The 22,284-nt window shown below is 67.7% G+C and carries 18 protein-coding genes and 2 pseudogenes; 8 read left to right on the top strand and 12 right to left on the bottom strand.

From position 1 onward, the window contains the following. Positions 1-341 precede the first annotated feature (341 nt). On the bottom strand, positions 342-629 hold the full coding sequence (gene rpsO, locus ACTWJ9_RS08210; protein ID WP_109377366.1) for a 30S ribosomal protein S15: 288 nt from the start codon (positions 627-629) through the stop codon (positions 342-344). 294 nt (positions 630-923) lie between these two features. Here rpsO and ACTWJ9_RS08215 point away from each other — a divergent pair, with 294 nt between their 5' ends. Next, positions 924-1,205 (top strand): DUF397 domain-containing protein, encoded by a 282-nt coding sequence (locus tag ACTWJ9_RS08215; RefSeq protein ID WP_055605087.1) that lies wholly within the window; start codon positions 924-926, stop codon positions 1,203-1,205. 69 nt (positions 1,206-1,274) lie between these two features. Here ACTWJ9_RS08215 and eccD read toward each other — a convergent pair whose 3' ends face one another. Beyond that, entirely contained in the window at positions 1,275-2,780 is a 1,506-nt protein-coding gene (gene eccD / locus ACTWJ9_RS08220; RefSeq protein ID WP_423836156.1) for a type VII secretion integral membrane protein EccD, read from the bottom strand. A 345-nt stretch (positions 2,781-3,125) separates the two neighbouring features. Here eccD and eccCa point away from each other — a divergent pair, with 345 nt between their 5' ends. Next, positions 3,126-7,103: a type VII secretion protein EccCa gene (eccCa, locus tag ACTWJ9_RS08225; RefSeq protein ID WP_443295510.1), complete on the top strand. Its 3,978-nt coding sequence runs from the start codon at positions 3,126-3,128 to the stop codon at positions 7,101-7,103. Positions 7,104-7,453: 350 nt separating this feature from the next. Here the strand turns inward: eccCa and ACTWJ9_RS08230 are convergent. The 4 genes and pseudogenes from ACTWJ9_RS08230 to ACTWJ9_RS08245 all read right to left on the bottom strand — a co-directional run. Next, a pseudogene (locus ACTWJ9_RS08230) lies at positions 7,454-7,909 on the bottom strand (ATP-binding protein); the annotation flags it as partial. 226 nt (positions 7,910-8,135) lie between these two features. Beyond that, positions 8,136-8,597 carry an SUKH-4 family immunity protein gene (locus ACTWJ9_RS08235; RefSeq protein WP_279333490.1) on the bottom strand — a complete coding sequence of 154 codons (462 nt, stop codon included), beginning with the start codon at positions 8,595-8,597 and terminating at the stop codon, positions 8,136-8,138. A gap of 163 nt (positions 8,598-8,760) precedes the next feature. Continuing rightward, a pseudogene (locus tag ACTWJ9_RS08240) lies at positions 8,761-8,868 on the bottom strand (type II toxin-antitoxin system RelE family toxin); the annotation flags it as partial. A gap of 68 nt (positions 8,869-8,936) precedes the next feature. After that, positions 8,937-9,356: a hypothetical protein gene (locus ACTWJ9_RS08245; RefSeq protein ID WP_279333491.1), complete on the bottom strand. Its 420-nt coding sequence runs from the start codon at positions 9,354-9,356 to the stop codon at positions 8,937-8,939. A gap of 605 nt (positions 9,357-9,961) precedes the next feature. Between ACTWJ9_RS08245 and ACTWJ9_RS08250 the strand changes: the two genes are divergently transcribed. The 6 genes from ACTWJ9_RS08250 (at position 9,962) to ACTWJ9_RS08275 (ending at position 16,357) form a co-directional block, all read left to right on the top strand. Next, positions 9,962-10,804, top strand: a complete 843-nt coding sequence (locus ACTWJ9_RS08250; RefSeq protein ID WP_443295512.1) for a helix-turn-helix domain-containing protein — start codon at positions 9,962-9,964, stop codon at positions 10,802-10,804. Beyond that, the gene (locus tag ACTWJ9_RS08255) at positions 10,801-11,007 is read left to right on the top strand and encodes a DUF397 domain-containing protein (protein WP_443295513.1); all 207 of its coding nucleotides are present in this window, start codon (positions 10,801-10,803) and stop codon (positions 11,005-11,007) included. Before ACTWJ9_RS08250 ends, ACTWJ9_RS08255 begins: the two co-directional genes overlap by 4 nt. A 724-nt stretch (positions 11,008-11,731) precedes the next feature. After that, positions 11,732-12,283, top strand: coding sequence for a hypothetical protein (locus ACTWJ9_RS08260; protein ID WP_387037432.1), 552 nt, complete (start codon positions 11,732-11,734; stop codon positions 12,281-12,283). 189 nt (positions 12,284-12,472) lie between these two features. Then, positions 12,473-12,913, top strand: coding sequence for a hypothetical protein (locus ACTWJ9_RS08265; protein ID WP_279333495.1), 441 nt, complete (start codon positions 12,473-12,475; stop codon positions 12,911-12,913). A 73-nt stretch (positions 12,914-12,986) separates the two neighbouring features. Continuing rightward, positions 12,987-15,236 carry a hypothetical protein gene (locus ACTWJ9_RS08270; RefSeq protein WP_443295514.1) on the top strand — a complete coding sequence of 750 codons (2,250 nt, stop codon included), beginning with the start codon at positions 12,987-12,989 and terminating at the stop codon, positions 15,234-15,236. Positions 15,237-15,352: 116 nt separating this feature from the next. Next, on the top strand, positions 15,353-16,357 hold the full coding sequence (locus ACTWJ9_RS08275; RefSeq protein WP_279333497.1) for a hypothetical protein: 1,005 nt from the start codon (positions 15,353-15,355) through the stop codon (positions 16,355-16,357). A gap of 89 nt (positions 16,358-16,446) precedes the next feature. On the opposite strand, the gene ACTWJ9_RS08280 is transcribed toward ACTWJ9_RS08275, so the two are convergent. The 6 genes from ACTWJ9_RS08280 to mycP all read right to left on the bottom strand — a co-directional run bounded on the left by ACTWJ9_RS08280 (position 16,447) and on the right by mycP (position 22,277). Further along, positions 16,447-16,749 carry a WXG100 family type VII secretion target gene (locus ACTWJ9_RS08280; RefSeq protein ID WP_279333498.1) on the bottom strand — a complete coding sequence of 101 codons (303 nt, stop codon included), beginning with the start codon at positions 16,747-16,749 and terminating at the stop codon, positions 16,447-16,449. A 49-nt stretch (positions 16,750-16,798) separates the two neighbouring features. Next, a complete protein-coding gene (locus tag ACTWJ9_RS08285) occupies positions 16,799-17,140 on the bottom strand; it encodes a WXG100 family type VII secretion target (RefSeq protein ID WP_279333499.1) in 342 nt (113 codons plus the stop codon). A gap of 102 nt (positions 17,141-17,242) precedes the next feature. Continuing rightward, the gene (locus tag ACTWJ9_RS08290; protein ID WP_388705766.1) at positions 17,243-18,355 is read right to left on the bottom strand and encodes a S8 family serine peptidase; all 1,113 of its coding nucleotides are present in this window, start codon (positions 18,353-18,355) and stop codon (positions 17,243-17,245) included. A 201-nt stretch (positions 18,356-18,556) separates the two neighbouring features. Then, the gene (locus tag ACTWJ9_RS08295) at positions 18,557-20,317 is read right to left on the bottom strand and encodes a hypothetical protein (RefSeq protein ID WP_443295515.1); all 1,761 of its coding nucleotides are present in this window, start codon (positions 20,315-20,317) and stop codon (positions 18,557-18,559) included. Continuing rightward, positions 20,317-20,751, bottom strand: coding sequence for a hypothetical protein (locus ACTWJ9_RS08300; protein WP_279333501.1), 435 nt, complete (start codon positions 20,749-20,751; stop codon positions 20,317-20,319). Before ACTWJ9_RS08300 ends, ACTWJ9_RS08295 begins: the two co-directional genes overlap by 1 nt. Positions 20,752-21,005: 254 nt before the next feature. After that, positions 21,006-22,277: a type VII secretion-associated serine protease mycosin gene (gene mycP, locus ACTWJ9_RS08305; protein WP_388705772.1), complete on the bottom strand. Its 1,272-nt coding sequence runs from the start codon at positions 22,275-22,277 to the stop codon at positions 21,006-21,008. Between the last annotated feature and the right edge of the window lie 7 nt (positions 22,278-22,284).

The raw sequence follows: 22,284 nt of genomic DNA on the forward strand, positions 1-22,284 counted from the left end.
TTTGGTCCCCCTCGCCCGTGTGGCGGGAGGGACGTTGTGGAGAAGCACGCCTTCTGGTGCGGGCCGGTCTTCGATCGAAGCTCCCGGGTTGACTCTCCCGGGGGCCACTACCGAGGACCGGCGGCGGCGAGGTGCGCTTCTCCTCGTACGTCATGACGTCCGAGGACGTCGGGGTGGTGCCCGTGACGGCGGTCACCGGGTGCGGTACCGGTCGTCACGGCGATTCGGTGTTCCTGCGTTCTTGCGTTGCGCTACCACACTACAAAGAGGGGGTGACACTCCGCACGTACAGCAAAGGGAGCGGTCCCCTTTTCCCAGGGAACCGCTCCCGTCACAGCGTCTTACCGGGCGCCCGCCGCGCCACGGCGGATGCCGAGGCGGTCGACCAGCGCACGGAAGCGCTGGATGTCCTTCTTGGCGAGGTACTGCAGCAGCCGGCGGCGCTGACCGACCAGGATGAGCAGACCACGACGGGAGTGGTGGTCGTGCTTGTGGGTCTTGAGGTGCTCCGTCAGGTCGGAGATCCGACGCGACAGGAGGGCGACCTGGACCTCGGGGGAGCCGGTGTCGCCTTCCTTGGTGCGGAATTCGGAGATGATCTGGTTCTTCGTAGCGGCGTCGAGCGACACGCTTGCTCCTCATGGTCTGTGAAGGGCCACCGAGTGCCCCCGGTCTTCATCTCGGGGGATCTTCCATGACTCGGGAGGCGGGATCCGCTGGGCGCGGCCTGTGGAGCGGGGCTCCACGGCGCGCACACAGCGCACATACGTCCGTCGCCCAGAGTACCAGCCGGTGGCGGGCCCCCTTACCACGGTCCGCGGAACCGCCCAGGTGGGACGTGGGGTGCCACTAGGGTGAGCGCTCGGACCGGTCATCGGACCGGCCGTCGGACCATTCACACGTCGGGAAGGGGTCGCTGCGACATGGCGGAGACGGCTGAGGAGATCAAGGCACGCAAGGAGCGGGAGAAGGACGAGCTCTACGCCCTCGACATCTCCGGCGTCGAATGGCACAGCGCGCCGGGCACCGAGGAGCACGAGGAGCGGGTCGAGATCGCCTATCTACCCGAGGGCGCGGTGGCCATGCGGTCCTCCCTCGACCCGGACACCGTGCTCCGCTACACGGAGGCGGAGTGGCGGGCGTTCGTGCTGGGCGCGCGGGACGGGGAGTTCGACCTGGAGCCGGCGGGTCCCGAGGCGGAGTGACCGCCGTACGCGTCCGGGAGCGTGCACACGGGTGTGCGCCCTCCCGGACGTCGCGCGTCAGGTCGCGCGTCAGCCGGTCATCGACCGCACCGTCGTGTACACGCCGAAGACGGCGAGCGCCAGCGGCACCAGTGTCAGCAGGACGAAGCCCTCGGCGATCTCCAGGAAGCGGCCCCAGAAGGGCGTGAGCCCGTTGCGGGAGGCCACCAGGCCGATCGCGGTGACCAGCGCCGACACCGCCGCGATGGCCGCGATCAGCCAGATCGTACGGATGTCGAGACCGGCCCGGTCCCCTGTCAGCGCCTCGCGGACCAGGGCGTCCGGCGGGTTGAGCGCCAGACCGAGACCGAGCGCGACCAGGGAGCCGAGCCCCGCGGTCAGCAGGGTGGCGACCTGCGCGGTGTAGCGGAACAGCTGCGCCCGCATGAGCAGTGCGATTCCGGTGGCCAGGGCGAGCAGCAGCGACCAGAGGCCGTCGGAGAAGCTGAGCACGAGGGCGGAGCCGACCGCGAGCAGCGAGCAGCCGCCGACCAGGCCGACCAGGAGTTCGTGGCCGCGGCGGGCCTGGGCCTCGATGCGTTCGGCGTCCACCGGCTCATGGGGCTCGGGGTCGGCGCCGTAGGCGCGCGAGGTGGTGTGCGGCGCCTCGAAGCCGATGGGCAGACGGGCGAAACGCAGGGACAGGCCCGGCAGGAAGGCCAGGGCGCCGACGGCGACGGGAGCGCACAGCGCGGCGATCTCGGCCGGTGTCCAGTCCCTCAGGAGCGCCACGAAGGTGGCGACCAGGGCGAGGCCCGAGGCGGCCACGAAGGCCACGAACGGGCCGTCGCCCCGCGGAGAGACCAGGGCGAGGATCACCGAGGCCACCAGCACGGCCGCGCAGGCGAGCAGGAACTGGAGCTTCCCGACGCCCTGCCCCTCGGAGAGCGACAGCAGGCCCGAGCCGGCCACCCCCACGTTGGGGAGTGCGCCGAGCCCCAGCGCGACGGCGGCGGCCCGGTCGTCGTAGACGCGGGCGCGGACACAGCCCAGCACCACGAGGAGGACACCGGCGATGCCCGCGAGGATGCCGGGCAGGCCGTGCATGTCGTGCCGCGGATCGGCGTTCCAGGCGACGAACGCGAGCAGGGCGGGCAGCACGCCGCCGCCGACGAGGCCCGCGGCACGGGTGAGGTCGCCGTGCCACAGGGACCGGTCCCGGGTGACCGCGGAGGCGACCGCTTCGGAGACGTCGTCGACGACGGCCGGGGGAAGCGACTCGGAGAAGGGACGCAGGGTGAGGAGCTCACCGTCGAGGATGCGCTGGGCCGCGAAGGAGCGGGAGCTGTCGAGGACGGTGCCGTCCCGGCGGACCAGGTGGTAGCCGACCGGGGCGCCCTCGGCGGCCGTCTGCCGGGAGAGCCTGAGGATCTCGGGGTAGACGTCGGCCACCGGTACGTCGTCGGGCAGCGCCACGTCGATCCGGCTGTCGGGCGCGACGATGGTGACCCGGCAGAAGCCGAACCCCGGCAACGTCCCGGACGGGGCTGTCTGGCCGGGTCCGCCCGTACGGGTGGCCGCCGTGGAGGCCGTCATGCTCACGTGCTGCTCCCCCTCAGTGCTGCTGTGTCTGCGGTGTGGTGGTCCCGCGCCTCGTTCCCGGCGTCCGCCGCAGGACGGGGTTGTACGGGGTGTACGGGGTGGTACAAAGCTGTACGGGGCGGACGGGAAACCGTCGAGCGGATCCTCGAGCCGCCATACCGCGCACATCACCCGGAATACCCGTGCATCCGACGGGTTCGCGTGTGCTCACGGGAACATCCGGCACCCTACCGCCCGCAGGTGTGTGAGGGGATCAGTAGGATCGCGCGGCGGCCCTCGTCCGCCAGACACGGGGTGGCGGACGGCAATCCGGCGGGCCGGCAAGGGGATTGGTGAGCAGTGAGCCAGATCGTCGTCAAACGTCCGCCCAGGGCGCTGCCGCCGGAGGTTCCCACGGGCGAGGTGGTCGTGCAACCGCCGCCCGAGCTGCCTCGGGGGCATCAGGAAAGCGTGCTGATGCAGCTGTTGCCGACACTCGGCATGGGCGGCTCGGTGGTCTTCTTCTTCACGAGCGGGCAGCCGTTCATGCGCATCATGGGCATGGTGATGATCGCGTCGACGATCGCCATGTCGATCGCGATGGTGGTCCGCTTCCGCCGCGGTTCCCAGGGTCAGATCGCCGATCTGCGCCGTGACTACCTGAGTTACCTGTCGCGGACCCGCCGGACCACCCTGGAGACGGCGAAGGCGCAGCGTGACGCCCAGTACTACCTCCACCCCTCCCCGGAGCAGCTGTGGGCGCTGGTCGCCGAGGGCAGCCGGGTGTGGGAACGTCGGCCGGGCGACGAGGACTTCGCGCAGGTCCGCATCGGCCTCGGTCCGCAGTCCCTGGCCACCCCGCTGGTCGCCCCCGAGACGGCCCCGGTCGATCAGCTGGAGCCGCTGACGGCGGGCGCGATGCAGCGGTTCGTCGCGGTCCACAGCACCTTGGACGACCTGCCGATGGCGGTCTCCCTGCGCGCCTTCTACCACGTCGTCCTCGGTGGCGAACCGGATTCCGTACGGTCCTCCGCCCGCGCCCTGACCGGTTCGCTGGCCTCGTTGCACTCCCCCGAGGACCTGATCGTCGCGGTCGCGACGGGCCGGGAGGCGGCGCGGCACTGGGAGTGGGCCAAGTGGCTGCCGCACGCGCAGCTGCCCGGTGTCGCGGACGGCGCCGGCTCCCGCCGTCTGATCAGCGGCGATCCCCAGGAGCTCGAGGATCTCCTGGCCGCACGCCTGACCGGCCGTCCCCGCTTCCACCCGAACGCCGCCCCCCTGCCGGACACCCCGCACCTCGTCGTCGTCCTCGACGGCGTGTCCCTCCCGCCGGACTCCATGCTGGCGAACCCCGAGGGCCTGCAGGGCGTGACGGTCGTCGAGGTGGTCGAGGGCGAGCCGGTCGGCACCCACGGTGACCTCTCCGTCCTCGTACGGCCGCGTTCACTGCGCCTGGAGTCGGCGCACGGCGTCGTCTACGAGGGAACGCCCGACGTCCTGTCGCAGGAGTCCGCGGAGGCGCTGGCCCGGCAGTTGGCGCCGCTGCGCATGGTCTCCGGCGGGGACGACGACGAACCGCTGCTGGCGAACCTGGAGTTCACGGATCTGCTGAACCTGGGCGACGCCGCCTCCGTCGACACCCGGCGCACCTGGCGGCCGCGGTCCCAGGCGGAACGGCTGCGGGTGCCGATCGGTGTCGGCGAGGACGGCCGTCCGGTGATGCTCGACATCAAGGAGGCGGCCCAGGAGGGCATGGGCCCGCACGGCCTGTGCGTGGGCGCCACGGGTTCCGGCAAGTCGGAACTGCTGCGCACGCTGGTGCTGGGGCTCGCGGTCACCCACTCCTCCGAGACCCTGAACTTCGTCCTCGCGGACTTCAAGGGCGGCGCGACCTTCGCGGGCATGGCACAGATGCCGCACGTGGCGGCCGTGATCACCAACCTGGCGGACGACCTCACCCTCGTCGACCGCATGGGCGACTCCATCCGCGGCGAACTCAACCGCCGCCAGGAGATGCTGCGTGACGCGGGCAACTACGCCAACATCCACGACTACGAGAAGGCGCGCGCGGCGGGCGCACCGCTCCAGCCCATCCCCTCGCTGCTGCTGGTCATCGACGAGTTCAGCGAACTGCTGACGGCGAAGCCGGACTTCATCGACATGTTCGTGCAGATCGGCCGCATCGGCCGATCGCTGGGCGTGCACCTGCTGCTGGCCTCGCAGCGGCTGGAGGAGGGCCGGCTGCGCGGACTGGAGACATACCTGTCGTACCGCATCGGTCTGCGCACCTTCTCCGCCGCCGAGTCGCGGTCGGCGCTGGGCGTGCCGGACGCGTACGAACTGCCGAACGTGCCCGGGTCCGGCTTCCTGAAGTTCGGCACCGACGAGATGGTCCGCTTCAAGGCGGCGTACGTCTCCGGTGTCTACCGTTCCGGCTCGCAGGGCGCCGGTTCCTCGGACGGCCCGCTGCCGCTGGACCGGCGGCCGGTGCTGTTCACGGCGGCCGAGGTCCCGGTGCGGTACGCGCCGGTGCCGCGGCAGCGCGCGGACTCGGCGGACGGCGCCGGCGAGGTGGACGACGCGCTGGCGGACACCGTGCTGGACGTCGTCGTCCGCCGGCTGGAGGCCCAGGGTCCGGCGGCCCACCAGGTGTGGCTGCCGCCGCTGGACAGCCCGCCGTCGCTGGACGCGCTGCTGCCCGGCCTCACCGCCGTGGAGGGCCGGGGCCTCACCCAGCCCGGCTACGAGGGTGCCGGACGGCTCGTGGTCCCCGTCGGCATCGTCGACAAGCCGTACGAGCAGCGCCGTGACCCGCTGTGGGTGGACTTCTCGGGCGCCGCGGGCCACATGCAGGTCCTGGGCGGTCCGCAGTCCGGCAAGTCGACGCTGCTGCGCTCGCTGATCTGCTCCTTCGCGCTCACCCACACGCCCCACGAAGTGCAGTTCTACGGACTGGACTTCGGTGGTGGCGGCATGGCCGCGGTGGCCGGGCTGCCGCACGTCGGCGGCATCGCCTCGCGACTGGACCCGGAGAAGGTGCGGCGCACGGTGGCGGAGGTCTACGGCATCCTGGCCCGCCGCGAGGAGTACTTCCGGGCCTCGGGCATCTCCTCCATCGCCGAGTTCCGCACCCGGCGGGCCCGCGGCGACATCACGGTCACCGACCAGCCGTGGGGCGACGTCTTCCTGGTCGTCGACGGCTGGGCCAACTTCCGCACCGAGTACGAGGCGTTGGACCCGGTGATCCTCGACATCGCCGCCCGCGGCCTCGGCTACGGTATCCATCTGGTCCTGTCCGCCTCCCGTTCGATGGAGGTGCGGTCCGCGCTCAAGGACAGCCTGCTGAACCGGCTGGAGCTGCGGCTCGGCGACACGATGGACTCCGAACTGGACCGCAAGGTGGCCGCGAACGTCCCCACCGGGGTGCCCGGCCGCGGTCTGTCCCCGCAGAAACTGCACTTCATGGCGGCGGTGCCGCGCATCGACGGCCTGACCTCCGACACGGACCTGGCGGACGCCACCGCCGCGCTGTCGGCCGAGGTCTCCCGGCACTGGCAGGCCCCGGGCGCGCCCCAGGTCCGTCTCCTGCCGCGCGAGTTCCCGGCGCAGCAACTGCCCCCGGGCGACCGTTTCCCGGAGCGCGGCATCGCCTTCGCGCTCGACGAGGACAACCTGGAACCCGTTTTCGTCGACTTCGACCAGGACCCGTTCTTCCTCGTCTTCGGCGAGAGCGAGTCCGGCAAGTCGAACCTGCTCCGCCTGCTGATCAAGCAGCTGACGACGCGTTACCCCGGCGACGAGTGCAAGCTGTTCGTCGTGGACAACCGGCGCTCCCTGCTGGGCGTCACACCGGACTCCCATCTCGCCGAGTACATTCCGATGTCCAACGCCATGGAACACCACATGGCGGCCCTGGCCGACCTGATGAAGCGCCGCACCCCCACCGCCGACGTGACCGCACGCCAGCTCCGTGAGCGCAGCTGGTGGCAGGGGCCGACGGTGTACGTGGTCATCGACGACTTCGACCTCGTCTCCACGTCGAGCGGCAACCCGCTCAGCGGCCTGACGGAAATGCTGCCGTTCGCCCGGGACGTGGGCGTGCGCTTCATCATCGCGCGCTCGACGGCCGGCGCGAGCCGCGCCTCGTACGAGGCCTTCATGCAGCGCATCAAGGAGCTGGGGGCCCAGGGCGTCGTGCTGGCGGGCGACCCGACCGAGGGCGACGTCCTGGGCGGAGTCCGGCCGCGGCCGATGCCCACGGGACGGGGCGTCTTCGTGTCCCGACGGCGGGGAAGGCCGTTGGTGCAGACGGGACTGGTGGCGGAGGAGGCCCTCTGAGGGCTCGGCCGGCACCGGTCCCTGCTCCTTGCGGACCGGTGCCGGCCGGGGACGGACGCCGGGGCCCGTCGCGGCCCTTCTGCGAGACGCCGCGCGACAGAAGGCGGGCGCGGCAGAAGGCCGGTACGACCAGAACCCCGACGCGTACAGCGCCCTCGCCTCCGCCTGGCAGGCGTACACCGCGAACGTGGTGCGGGGGTTCCTGAAGGCGGAGGACAAGGACCTCACTCCGGAGGACGGCGGACGCGCCGATGTTCTGGTCGCACCGGGGGCTGCCCTCCCGGGACGTGCAGGCCGTGTGAGCCGAAGGCCACGTCGGCACGCGGGCCGAGGGGGCGGGGAGTGATGCAGGCGACGACGGCCCAGACGGTTTTGCCCGGGCCTCCCGACCGTTCGGTGACGCCCCATTCCCCGGCCAGCGCCTCGACCAGGGCCAGCCCACGCCCGCCGTCCATGTCGGGCCGTTCGCCCTGCAGCATCACCGGCTTTCGTTCCCCCCGCGCGTCACTCACCTCAACCCGTACCAGCGTGCCGCAGGGTTCGGCCGCCAGCCGCAGCTCGGCGTCCCGGCCGGGGACCCGGCCGTGGGTGACGGCGTTCGTGGCCAGTTCCGCGACGACCAGCTCGACGGCGTCGTGGGCCGGGCTGCCGTAGGCCCATCCCCAGGCGTCCATCTGCTGGGAGGCGAGGCGCCGGGCGAGCCGGGCACCGCGTGGGGTGGCGGAGAAGCGGAGGGTGAAGGCCCTCTGCTCGGCAAAGGGGAGGGCTGAAGCTGCCGGTCGCTGCCGCTGGGGAGAACTCGTCATGCCCCGAAGATCTCGTAGCAACAACCCGTTCACCAGGCCCGACACCCCCACGGCAGTGCGCTGTAGGGACGCCGGACGAGGGCGTCGGACGTGTCGGGGCGGCTGCCCGGCGTACTCGCCGCCCAATGCAAGGAACGCGCCCGCATCCGCGGCGAGAAGGGCATCCGCTGGGGCGGACGCCCCCTCGGCATTGCAGATTGAGCAGCCCCTCCGACGTTCTGCGTGGTCACACACTCATGCCGTAGCCCAGCTCCTCAGCCCCGATGTGCCAGAAGGAGTTCTCGTCGGCAACGGCCTCGGCGTCAAGCATCTCGAATCGTTCCAGCAGCGCTTCAGTGAGCGCGTCGGCGGCCTGCTCGGCCAGGTCCACGGCCTCGTCGTCGCCCAGACCGTCACCGGGCCCCTCGTATGCAGCGGCCTCAGCAGCGGCCTCCTCATAAGCGCGGTTGAAGGCGACGAACGCCTCAATGTTGGAGTTCACCAGTTGGGGAGCACCGCCTTCCGGCAGACACCACAGCGAGCCGTCATCACGCCGCAGAGCGAACGCGCTCAGCCCTGGGTCGACCGCGACCAGGGCATACCGCGCACCTCCGACCGTGCGTTCCGCAAAAGGGGATGCCTGCCACATCCCGGGGTACGGACAGTGAGAACATCCGGCCAAGAGTGAGACGACCTCCGCGTCGATCATGCCGAGAACATAGCCAGCCCCGCCGACACTTCACCAACCCGGTGAAGCCATACGGTCACAGCACCAGGACGGCAGCGGACGCACCCTGACTTCGTCCGTCACCTCGTACATGTCGATGCGCAGCAGCGCCGGTCTCGGCCGTGCGAGCCGCGCACAGGGCGGCTCACGGAACCTGGCGGTAGGCCTCGCGGCGATTGCCCACAGTCAGGACCCACACGATGAGCTGCCCGTCCTCGACGGTGCAGACCGCCCGGTAGTCACCGACTCTGAGCCGCCACCGAGCGTTGTGCCCTTGAGGGCCTTACCCCGCGCGCGGGTGCGGTCTTGATGCCCCGGGCCTCACCCCTCGCGGGCGGCCCACGCCTTGCGCTCGTCGGCGATCCGGTCCAGTTCGCGCATCGCCTCGGCGTGGGCACTCATCCGCCGACTGACGCTGCCGATGGTGAACAGGACAGCTCCGGCCACGGACACCGGCACGGACAGTCCCAGCACGGCCACGGCCTCCGGCCAGTCGCGCTCGTTCTGGCAGTGGTCGCCGTGCCTCAGACCCCTGTTGGCCGTGCCGTGCTCCGTCAGCAGCCGCGACTGGCATTTCACGGAGTACCGGTCGTCGGGCTTGCGGTCCACCTCGTACGGGGTGAGGAGCAGCAGCGTGCACCAGGTCCACAGCAGCCCGGCCACGACCAGTAGGCCGATGCCCCAGGATCGAGTTCGGCCGGCCCGGTCACGGAAGTCGAGGTCGTACTCACTTGATCGCACGACGGGTAAACCTATCAACGGCTTTCGCTGCCCTGGCCAGAACGTTCTCTCCGGGGCACCCGTGAGTCTTTTCTGGGACCTGGTCGAACGCGGCCACCCGTACAAGCCCCGCTCTATGCCCGGCTGTTCCCTCTCCAGCGGACGCCCACCTGGACCACGGCCGGCGGGCTGTGCACCATCCCGCGAGTTCGCCGTGCCTCTGGCTCCCCCGGCATGGAGCCTGACCAGGCACCTCGCCGCCCTCGGCCTGTAGCAACCGGGAGTTGACAGCTCGGACGGACCCGCGGGATGCCGCATGGTCAGCAGCCCGTCGACCGCCGCGGCAACCTCCTTCGCCGCCTTCCGCAACTACGGAAGGGCCTTGAGTTTGGCGTCGTTCGGCGCTTCGGGGCCCTGGTGAACGGCTGCAATCGTCGCGGGGCCGACTTGCAGCGACAGCACCACACACACAGCGCGCACATGCGAACACTGCGAGTGAACATGATTTTCGCGTGGGACGTTCACCCTCAGGGATCAATACGCGCCCTTCCGCCCTCGATCGGCACCCGCCCGCCCTACGCTGCGAAAAACGGTGCAGTTGGCCGGTCACGAGGAGGTGCGGAGCGATGGACACGGGAGCGGACTCCAGAGCGGACGGAGCGGAACCGGACTCAAGCACCGACTTCCTGCGTTGCTTCGGCCGCCAGATGAAGCTCCTGCGCGAGGCTTCCGGCTTCACCCAGACCCAGCTGGGGAGCCAGGTCGGCTACGGCGAGGCTCAGATCGCAGCAGTGGAGCAGGGTCGGCGCATCCCGAAGCCCGAGCTGATCGACGCCGTAGACCGGGCGGTGGACGCGCGGGGCGTGCTGATGGCCATGAAGGAGGAGGTGGCGAAGGCCCGGTATCCAGGGTTCTTCCGGCGGTACGCGGAGTTGGAGTTGCAAGCTGCCGAGTTGCACGCTTACGACAATCATGTGGTCAAAGGGCTTCTCCAAACGGAGGAGTACGCACGAGCCGTCTTCACCATGTGGCGCCCGCTGCTGAGCGAGGAGGTCATCGAGCAGCGTGTGGCCGCACGGTTGGAGAGACAGAAGTTGTTCGCCCGGCGGCCTGCCCCGCTCCTGAGCTTCGTCATCGAGGAACAGGTCCTGCTCCGCCCTGTTGGCGGTCACCGGGTGCTGCGTGACCAACTGGAGCAACTGCTGATCTTCGGGCACGAACGCAACGTCGAGATGCAGGTCATGCCGACAGAGCGCCTGGAACATGCGGGACTTGGTGGGGCATTCACGTTGATCCACCTCCCGGACCAGCGCAGGATTGGGTACATGGAGGTACAGGAGGCGAGCATCCTGTACACCGTGCCCAAGAAGGTCAGTCCGCTGGAAGCGACGTACGGCGTACTCCGAGCACAGGCGCTGACTCCCAGGGAATCCCTGGCCTTCATCCAGAAGCTGTTGGGAGAGACATGAAGGCAAGCAGTCCCGAGCCTGCCGTTGGTGAGCCGAGCTGGTTCAAAAGCAGTTACAGCTCGGGCAGTGGCGGCGACTGCGTCGAGGTCGCGGACACCGGTACGGCCGTACTGGTCCGCGACTCCAAGCGGCCCGGCGGTCCGGTTCTCACTGTCGGTGCCGACCAGTGGACGGCGTTCGTACGGATGACAGCGCGCGATTGACCTGAAGAGGAGGGGTGGTCGGAAGCCAAGTTCTGGCTTCCGACCACCCCTCCTCTGTGCTCAACGGGGCGCCAACCCTGTGTCTTACGGTGGACATTCAACCTTCCCCACCCCTTGAGCAGCACGAGTCGGCAGGGTTGTTAGCCTGGCGAGTGCACGCCAATCGAGCAAACGGGGGCAAGAAGGCAGGGCGGAGCGGGCGGTACTCGCCTCCTGCTGAGCTGAGTGGCCCCGTCCCGATGGTGATTCCGCTCTGGGATGTACCGGAGAAGACAGGGCGAAGCTTTTGAGCCTGACGCCTCGGCAGTGCGGGGCACACCAGCCGACCACCCCATATTCGCCTGTTTTAGATCACCCGTCGAATACGGCTTGGCACGGCTGAGACCCTGTCACCTCGTCCTCAGGGCACGCTTCGCATCCAACCGGATGATGTCTGTCACTCGAGTTGTCCTCACACAGGGGAGGCGACAGTGAACGAGCTCAATGATTCAAGGAAGTGTCTCAACTGATGAGCAATATCCCTCTGTCACGTATGGGCACGGAGTCGACTCGCGCTCGTGCAGCGCAACGTGCGCTTGTCCTTACCGCACTGCTCGCCACGACCGCGCTCGCCTGTAGCCCCGCTTCCGACAAGGACGAGGCTGAACACAGCGCGTCCCCGCCCCCCGCAGCGGCCAGCGGTGCGGGGGGCGGGGAGGCCTCCGCCGACGCTCGCATCGAGCAGGTGAACGAGACCATGCGGAAAACACCGTTCAGCGCCGTCGGCACAACCACCGCCTTCGACGAAGGGTTGCAGGAGATCCGGTGGAATCCCTCCCAGGGCCTGCACATCAAGCTCACCGGAATCGGGGGCGACATGTACTGCAAGGATGGCGTGACCTATACGAGTGCGGACCTGCTGGCGAAGAACCTGCAGTCCAAGGGGATAGAGATCACCGTTCCCGAGCGGCTCGACGACACCTATGTGACCACGGAGAGCGGGCAGGGATGCGAGGCCTACTTCGCCGTACCGCCCGGCACGTTCGCTCCCGACAAGGACACCGACATCGAGGGAGTGCCGGCACAGGCCGTTACCGCAGCATCGGGGCCCACTTCGGACGTCTACTACATCAGCGAGGAGGACCCTGCTCGTCTGCTGAAGATGGAATCGACGCGCGACGGGCGCAAGAGCCGCACGACGTACACCGACTTCGGCAAGGAGACCAGTGTCGTCCTCCCGAAGGCCGACCAAGTCATGCCTCTGGAGCAGTTCCGTGAGGAGGTCGACGCGGGCTGACGCCCCTGCGGGTGGTCTCTCGTGGGTCCGTCACGCGCTTCATGCGTGACGGACGGGACTCTCGGGCGCTGTCCTGGTCGGTGATGGCAGGCAGCGGTCACGGCGGACGAACGCCCTTGTGATCCACAAGTCGGCCTGGTTGTTAGCCTGTCGGGCGCACGCCAATCGAGTGGACGGGGACATGAAGGCATGGCGGAGCAGTACGGGAACGCCGGTGGGACCGGGCAACCGGTCGGTATACGGCTGAATCAGTACCCGGCGGATCCAGGGGGCTCGCCGGGGCTTGTGGGCAGTGGCCGGAAGGACCTGGCGTCCAGCCCTGCTCAGAAGAAGGCCGCGGCCAAGGACATCGAGGAGAATCTCGAGCCCGACACCCGCAAGGCCGGCGACCGGGCGGACGAGGAGACCAACGCCGCGGTCAAGGCCTTCGCCGCGAAGGACGGCCACGGGTGGGTCACCTCCACAGCACTGAAGAAGGCGCACAAGACCTGGGGCGAGCAGGTGCAGAACCTGATGTCCCGTCTGAGTTCTGAAAAGGAAGCCCTGCGCAGCACCAACATCCTCTTCCAGAAAACCGACTTCAGCGTCGGACAGGGCGTGCGTCAGTCTTCCAACCTGGACGCCTACTGAGCCGCCCCCTCCCGCCACCGACCGTTCACGCCGACGCGCACCACGGGGACCCATGCCGACGTACCACGAGATCATGACGACCGACCTGGCCACGCTCACCAGCGCAGCCGACGGCTGGGACGACATGGCCAAGGAGTTCAGCAAGCAGGAGAAGGCCTACAAGCGGGACGTGCACGGCATATCCATGGGCCAGACCTGGCTGGGGTTGAGCGCGGACGCCGCCAACCGCCGCTTCGACACCACGCTGACGGAGTACCAGGACGCCCAGACCGAGGCGAAGGCCATCGCCTCCCTCCTGCGCGACGCCCACACCCAGTTCGTCGACCTCCGCGGCAAGCTCAGGACCGCCCGCCAAGAGGCCATCGAGGCCGACATGAAAGTGTCCGACCAGGGCGTCGTCTCCTACGACACCCAACGGGTCAGCGAGAGCACACGCACCGCCTACCGCCACGACCCCGATTTCCAGGAGAGCGTCCGCAAGAGCGTCCGCTCCTGGCAGGAGCGCATCGACCAGCTCGTCAAGGCCGTCACCGACGCCGACAAGGGCGTCGAGATCGCCTTCAACGCCGTCGTCGTCGATACCGACCTCCAGGACGGCACCTTCAACGGCTTCAACGGCCAGGCGAAGGGTGACATCGAGAAGTACGAGGCCGAGAACGCCGAGGAGATCGCCACAAGGATCGCGGGAGGCGAGAAGGTCTCCGCCGCGCAACTCGCCGAATTGGACCGCGCTTTCCGAGACAACGCCAAGAGTAAAGAGTTCACACAAACCCTCCTCAGCGGTCTGGGTGCTTCGGGGACCATGGAGCTCACCAACCGGCTCAGCACGCTCAGCCACGGCGGCAAGGACAGGGGAACGTTTGCGGGTCTTCAGGAGGGCTTGGCCAACTCCCTGGCGACAGCGACGAAGAACCCCGACTCCGCTTTCTACAGGAAGTTCCGCACCGACATGCAGAAGGCCGGTGTCCAGAAGTTCGATCTCGACGTCGCCAACCAGAAAATTTCAGTCGGCGTCGGCCACGGTCAGCAAGTGCGTGGCTACCAGAGCCTGGTCACTCTGATGCAAGCGGGCGACGGATACTCCGGGCAGTTCCTCAAGGACCTGGCCACCGACATTCGAGCCGTCGAAGACAAAACACAGGGTGGGGACCCGGACATATGGGACCTCAGTGGCCACTTCAGCGGAAAGGACGACGGCTGGTTCGCCAATGATCCGCTCGACGGCGTGCTGGGCATCATGGCCAAGGACCCGAGCACGACCATCAGCTATCTCGACCCAGGCCCCGACGGAAAGAACGACAACCTCACGTACCTGCTCGCGGAGCGGGATTGGAACCATGTCGACACCACTCGTTGGCAGGGCAAGGTCGAGGTGACGGGTGAGGACACTTTCGACCAGGATGTACGAGCAGGACTGGGACTCGCACTGGCCACAGGAGCCACGGGCAACGTGGCGGGAGCCGATGGAACCGAATTCAGTCACCACACGGCCGCGCAAGCCCGTGTCATGCACGCCACGGTCAACCTCCTGGACTACGGACATGCTGACGGCACGTTCGGTGAGGACAAGAAGGAGCCGCGCACAGGGAAGGCCGACGAACTGCTGGCCGGTGATGACTACGCCGCCTTGCGCGGGCCTCTCTCTCAGGCACTTGCCGACTACTCACCGGATGTTGTGGAGACCATCAACGGCGACGCTCCGGGTGGCCGCGCCGGCAGGGCGGAAATCTACGAGAATGGCGAAGATTCCCAGATTCAGAACAGCCGCAGCAGCTTGATACGCATGATGCGTGGCGTATCGGAAGCAGACGACATCCAGAACTTCGAGCGCATTTATCACGCGCAACAGGGTTACATGTCCGAGCAACTGATGGACAAGGATTTCCCGAACGCTACCGCTGCCCTGAACGAAGCCCGCAAGTATGGCGAAGTCACTGGTGCTCTTAACGCCGTCGGCGGTGACGTGAAGATGGACGTACACGACGACAAGATTTCCGATGCAACCGATACACGGTTCTACGGCTACCACCTCGGTGGCGGCATGATCACCAACATTCCGATAGTAGGAGACATGTCCCAACGCCTGGTGGACATCTCTCTCAATAACTGGCTGGCGGGGGTACAGGCAGAAGAGGGTTCCTTGGCCAAAGAGGAATTGAACCGGAGCAACGACGTAGCGCAAGACAACATCGACCGCTACTTCGACAGGTGGGGCGAGGAGCGAAGCCTGGCCCCAGAGGTCGCCGAGGACGCCGCCGGCGAGGCCCAGCAGAGTTACATTTCCGGACGGCAGACCGCGTACGAAGCTCTGCGGTCCCGCTGAGCGCAAGCCCGAAAAAAGGAATCGATACACACATGCCCCCCAGCCCACACAGGAAGAAGTCACTGCTCATCGCTGCGGGAACGTTGGTTGCCGTCAGTGCTCTCGTCTCGACGCACATGTGGCAGAACACGAATGTGCTGGGGTCGGCCTCATTCTGCGACCAGCGGGTGGAGTCTGCGGACGCACAGGGTGCCCTGAATTCCTCGGGCCGGGTCTCGGAAGGGCGTGTGCAAAGCTCCCCCGGCGAGCCGGAATTCACGTGCGTGATCGAGCGCACCAGTCGCTTCCTCGGGGACACGGACCAGCAAGTCACCTTGACGACCGCGAACGAGGACGGACCCTTCCCGTACACCACTCATGTGTGGAAGAACCCCGGCGCACGTTCCTACTTCAAGGGGGAAACGAGTGGAGCCGTGGCTCCTACCGGGGGTTACGTCGTCCTGCCGAAGTCGTGCTGGGGCAAGGTGGGCAACATACGGGGAACCCGTGTCATCCCGCCCGACGACGACGGTGTGTCCGCCGTCGAAGCCACCATGACGAAGGGCCAGGCCGACCCGGAAGGGCTGGCCCGGCTCCTGGCTCGCGCCGCGCAGAAAGTCGCCGCAGACGCCGGATGCGCCACCCCGTCGCTGGAAGAGTCACCGGAACTCGCCGCACCTGACGGCGTGCGCACAACGGACGTCGGGAAGGTATGCGGACTGCCGGGCTTCTCCTTGCCCGACGACACTGTGATTACCGGTGTCGCCGAACCCGATCAGGAGCAGATCAGCAGGGACGCGAAGGACGTGTGGGCGTGCGATCTGACCCTGGCCGGCAGTGCCGGGGCCACCGTCTCCTTCGCCGCAACCTCGGACCAGAACATGGTCGACGCAGCCCTTCAGGACACTCACGGTTTCCGCGAGCTGCCCAACAGCCAAGGTATCGCCGCCGTCGACCAAGCAATTCTGCACTGCGCCGAAGGCGACGTGTACTTCGCCGCTCACTGGAACCGCGAGTACACCGGCGCCCTTTCGGACAAGCAGGATCGGGTCTCGAAGGTCCACGGGAAAACGTTCGACGCCTTCGTCGCCTCTGCGGCCGACCTGTATTCCTGCCCTGACGTCACGCTTACGAAAAGCTGAGAAAACGGGATTGTGGATAGACGACAGGGTGGACACCTCCCGCGCGTGTCCACCCTGTTCGCTTTCTGCGTGCGCTGTGCGCGGTCGCCCTACATGAAGTAGCTGGCGCCCCTCAGGTCGCCGCCTCGGTAGTCACCGCCGGCGGTGCCGACGGTCTTGCCGATGCTGACCAATGCCTGGTGGATGCCGGAGGCGTGGCGGTCCCACTGCTTGGTCTTCTTGGTGAATTCCTCGTAGGCCTCGCCGCCCCAGCCCGCGGCCGCGTCCAGTACCGCCTTCTTGAGGGCCTCGAGGTCCTCCTCGAGCTTCTTGGCCTGGTCACCGAGTTCGGTGGCGAGCGCGTCCATGGTGCCGTAGGTGACGGCGAGTTCGCCGTAATGGGGTGCGGACATGTCTTCCTCGTTTCTTGGGGATCCTGCAGATCGTTTTCGCGGACTCGCGTCAGTACTTGCTGAGTGCCGAGGTCTTTCCACCGAGGTCGTCCACCGAGATCTTGGCGACGTCGGCCTCGATCTGGTCCTCGAGCTTGCGCTTGTCGGCCTTGTTCAGCTGGATGCCCTCGAGGAAGTCGTCGAGCATCCGGCCGATCGAGGCCATGTGGCTGTTGATCTCCGTCTGCTTCTTGTCGAAGGCGATGGCGCCCTGGCCGGTCCAGTGCTTCTCGATCATGTCGATCGTTGCCTGGAGTCGAACGAGAGACTGCCTGATCGAGTCGTACCGGTCGACGACGTTCGTCTGGAGTTTCTCTACCTGGGCCTCGTAAAGCTTGCGGCCTTCAGCCATGTCGGCAGTCCCTTTCGTGAGAGCGGTGGTGCGGTGCGGTGTGGCACCGCGTGGTGGTGGGTGGTCGGTTGTGCCGGGGGCCGGCTGGTGTGTGCGCCTTTCCTATGCGCGTCGTCGTGAGCGGATCACGGCGAAGGCGCCGCCCCCGATCGCCAGGACCGCCGCTGCGGCTCCGAGGGTCACCCAGAGGGTGGTGTTGTCGGAAGTCCCCGTGTCGAAGGCGGCTGTTGAGTTCTGGTCGTCCGACGTGTCCTTCGTACCCTTCGGGGGCTGGGGAGACGGTGAGGTGGTGGAGGCCACCGGGTCGCCCGATTCGTCCAGGACTCCGGTGGCGTTCTCCTTGGCAAGCGGGTCGGTGCCGGGCGGGACGGGCTTGAAGTCCTCGTCCATCAGGACCTTGCGCGGACGGATCAGGCCGTAGCCGAGGTAAACACTCGGGTCGTCCCTCGCCCAGTCGCGGCCGGCGGTGTCGATAAGGCTGGCGAGGACCTGGTTGGCGGTCCAGTCGGGGTGGGCGGACCAGATAAGGGCGGCGGAGGCAGAGGTGAGAGCGGTGGCGGCGCTCGTTCCTCCCTGATCGCAGTACGAGCGGAAGGTTGCGTCGCACCAGCCGGGCATGTTGATCCCAGGAGCTGCCAAGTCGACGTAGTTTCCGTACTCCGAAAACTTCGCTACCTTTCCGGACTCGTCCGAGGCAGCAACACCGACTACATAGGGATAGGCGGCAGGATATCCGATGAGGCTCTTTCTTTCCGCATCGTTCCCCACGGAGGCGAACATCAATTTACCCTTGGACTGAGCATACTTTACGGCCGACTCAACTTCGGAGTTGTCACCCGGGCTTCCAAATGACATATTGATGATTTTGGCATCGCTGTCAGCAGCTGCTCTGATCGCTTCGGCCGGGCTCGGAGTCTTACTTATCTCCGCCTTGTCCTTCAGAACATCGGTGAACACGATCCGGTAAGGCACGATTCTGGCTCCGGGAGCAAGCCCCTTCAGGCCCCCACCCGCGCCGGTGCCGACGATCAGTTCCGCCATGGTTGTGCCATGGCCATCGTAATCATCAGTGGCCCCATAAGCGACAGTCCGTGGCACCTCGTCCGTGAGTACCTGCCCTTTCAGGGAAGGAGTTTCAGGGTTGACACCAGAATCGATGACCGCAACCTTGACCCCCTTTCCGGTGCTCACTTTCCATATCTCATCGGTTTTCATCGCCGACAGGTACCACTGTTGCGACTGGGCGTCTGCAGCTGCTGCACCGGACGTCAGACCTGCCGAGAGGATGAGTACAGCCCCAAGTGCTGAGCAGACACAAGTGCTCCACCTCTTGTGCCGCTCCCGAGAGGTCGCGCTCCGCCTGACGCGTCGGCTGAACCTTGACACCATGCTTCTGTCTGTCCTTCTTCAGTCCGGTCAGTCGGTCGCCGACGGATCACTGCGCCGCTCATCGCGACGTGAACGGCCCGTGTCGGAGCCGCGATTACCTGTGGCACCACGTTGCGTCCCGGAGGATGCCTCAGTGGTGCGTACTCCGTTCCTTGGGCCGGGAGCTCTCCCGTTGGGCATTCCGACGACACCGTCAGGGCTGTTGATGGAACGGCGGGAAGCCTGCCCTGTGTTCGACGTCGTAGAAGGCACTCCGATCACCCCGTGCTGACCGGGCCTCTGCCCAGTCGTGCGCGAACCAGGTGCACTTTCACCACCGATGACCGTGCCGCGCGGCAACTTGGAGCCATTCCCGCCAGGCGCAGCGCCAGTGACTGGCCGCCCGCCGATAACACCACCGCTACGCCCGGGACTACTACGGTCGGACGGCGAGGCTCCCATAGCACCTACAGGACCACGGGGGACACCTCCGACGTGTCCGGGCATCGGTCCTCCAGGCTTCGGTACCCCGCCGACGATGCCACGTCCCACAGGACCAGTTCCGGGGCTCCCTGCTTGCCCCGGCAGCGCGGTACGTCCTACTGGTCCCAGAGGGCCGGTCCCGCGGCTTCCCACCGGCCCCGGCGCAGCAGCACGTGGATTCTGGCCCAAGGGACCAGGTCCGGTACGACCTGCCGGAGTGTTGCCTGTTGTGCCCCCGGCTCGTCCCTGTGCCGACGGGGGAACCTTGGCCGCGGGCATGCCACTGGGCCCCCTGGTGCGTCCGACGGTCCCGCGAAGAGCGGGTGTAGCCGTGCTGGGGACGATGGGAGGAATCGATCCCTGCTGACCAACGGGCCCAGCCGTCGCTGGTGGTGTGGCCGTGGTCGGCTTCATGGCCTCCTGGGGCGGCAACGTACCAGCGCTGTTGATCTCCGTGCCGACTCGTTGGTCTAGACGTGCAACGGCATCGACTGTTTCCCTGGTGACGGGCGCTAGATCTCCAACTGGCTGCGACCGCCCGGCAGGTGAATTAACCGGCTGTCGGTCTACGACTGCCGAATCTTCGGCCCCCGGCAGCCCTGGCGTCACCCGCACTCGGGGAGGCTCCACTTTCTCACCGCCCCACGGCTCCGGGACCCCCGCATCCGGCATCTTCGGGAATACCGGCTCCTCCTCCTTCGCCATCGTTCCCGCTGACACCGTGTAGAACGACGCCAGTCGGTACATCTGGTTGATGGCTTCCTGGCGGTGGTCCTCCGCCTTCACCGCTGCCGTGTACTCGTCGTTGCTCTCGACCTGCTTGGCCTCGGGGAGCTCCTCGACCCGCTTGGGGTCGGTGCGGTTGTCGCGCGGGGGCATGGACTTGCGGACGGAGGCGAGGCCGGAGCCGGCGGCCAGGACCTGGGTGCCGACGACATCGGCGTAGTCGGCGATGCCCTTGGCGGTCCTGACGAGGCTGGTGGCCCACTTGGTGAAGGCGGTCTGGGACTCGCCCTTCCAGTCGATGTCGCCGAGGAGGTTGTCCTCGAGTTCGTCGGCGGCCTTCTGGATGGCGTCCCGGGCGTCGACGAGGGCGGTGCCGGCGGACTCCAGGAGTTCCGGGTTGGCGGACTCGACGATGTCGATCATCTGGTTGAGCTTGTAGTCCTCGAAGCTCGTGGAACCGAAGTGGATGCCCCGGACCGAACCCAACGGGCTGACGGCGAGGCCGGTCATGCTCGTGACAGCGTCGAGCATGTTGTTCTGTGCCAGCGCCTCCCGCCGCTCCTCCTGGTGCAGGTCCGGCTTGTTCTCTTCGCCGCTCATCAGTACCCCGCGTCGGTCTGGCCAGCGCGGTTCTCCCGCTTGTCGTGCTGGTCGAGCATCTCTTCCCGCGTCTGGTTGACCTCGAGCCGGATCTCGTGGAACCGCCGGCGCTGTTCCTCTTCGAGGTTGTCGAAGGTGACGTCCACGCCATGTACGGCGATCTGCATGGCCTCCAGTTGGAGTCCCAGCGACTTGGAGAGGGCGGTGATGCGCTCATGGACGCGCTCGTACTCCAGGTGGAGCATCTTGCCCTCCGGGAAGGCGCCGCTGCCGAAGGCCGTCTCCGGCAGGCTGTGGGCCCGGACCTTCGACGAACCGCCCGGCGATTCCTCGAAGGTGGAAAGCAGGTCGTCCACCCGCTTCTTGAACGTCGACAACGCCATCACACCGCGGCGCAGATCCGCTGCGCCTCCGCCCCCGTCTGCGAAAAGCACTTCGCTTCCTCCCCGTTCTCCCCGTGCTGTGGCCGGATCCGCGCACGTCACCCGACGGTTCGCGCTCTTGCGGTGATCACGACCGCAACCACAACGGAATCACAACGGAACCACTCTAGTGACCCGCACCGACAGCCCCAACTGCCATATCCAGTCGTGGTACTGACACTCTGCAGGCCCTCGCCCGTCGTTCACCGGACAATATGGCTCTCACTTCGGTCACGGACACCCCGACCGTGGTCGAGCGGTCTTTCTCACATTGCAGTGTGGTCCCTGCGAACGCCCGCCGTCCGGGGCCGTCTGCGGGCGTCCCGGATCGCCACCGCCGTTCCGCCCAGCCCTGCCACCAGGACCGCCGCACCGACGGTGACGTAGGTCGCGAGGCGGGCGTTGCGTTCGTCGGCGGTCTCGCCGAGCGGGAGCTTCGCCGCGGTGGGTGCCTCGGCCGAGGTCAGGCCTTCGTCGGGCCGGGGGGACTCGACCGGCCGGTCGTCCTCCGTCAGCGCGCGGACCGGGTCCACCACTCCCCAGCCGACCAGGCGGTCGTGGCCGGCGATGGTGCGTTCCGCGGTCTGTTCGATCTGGGCGACGATCTGGCGCGGGGTCCAGGTGGGGTGCTCGGCCTTGATGAGCGCCGCGATGCCCGCGACGTACGGCGCGGAGAAGCTGGTGCCGTTGTCGGCGCAGTGGCCTCCGCGGGGAACGGTGGAGATGATGTCGACGCCCGGTGCCGCCACGCCGACGAAGTCGCCCGACTGGGAGAAGGACGCGCGTTCGTTGTTGCGGTCGGAGGCGGCGACGGCGAGGACGCCCTCGTAGGAGGCGGGGTAGGTCTTCTTGGTGTTGCCGCCGACTCCGTCGTTGCCCGCCGACGCGACGACGACGACCCCCTTGGCCAGGGCCTCCTCGACCACCGCTTCCAGCTTCGGGTCCGGTTCGACGGCGCCCGCGGTGTCCTGGGAGATGTTGATGACGTGCGCACCGGCCTGGACGGCGTAGTCGATCGAGCGGGCGAGGCTGTCGGTGTCTCCGTTGCCCTCCGCGTCGTTCTGCTGGATCGGGATGATGGTCGCCTCGGGGGCCAGGCCCACGAAGCCTGTCCCGTCGGCGGGCCGGGCGGCGATGATGCCGGCAACCTTGGTGCCGTGGCCGACGGTGTCGGTGGTGCCGTTCTCGTTGCCCCGGTCGACGGGGTCGCCGTTCTCGTCCTTGAGGTCCTCGGGCAGGAAGTTGCGGCCGCTCTTCACGTCCACCGCGTTCTTCAGCTGGGGGTTCCTCACGTCGACGCCGGTGTCGATGACGGCGACCCGTACGCCCTTGCCCCTGGACTCGCTCCACAGCTCGTCGAGCCGGACGCGCTGGAGGGACCAAGGGCGGCCCGGATAGGTGGCGTTGGGGTATGCGCACTGGTCGGAGAAGGAGTCCTCCGCGGCGGCCGGGGGCGCGATGGCCAGGGAGGCCGCCGTCAGCAGGGTCGCGGCGGCTGGCGTGAGGAGGAGGAGGGAGCGAAGGCGCTTGCGTCGCATGATGGGT

This window comes from Streptomyces sp. GDS52 (assembly GCF_052246875.1).
Classification (GTDB): Bacteria; Actinomycetota; Actinomycetes; order Streptomycetales; family Streptomycetaceae; genus Streptomyces; species Streptomyces cathayae.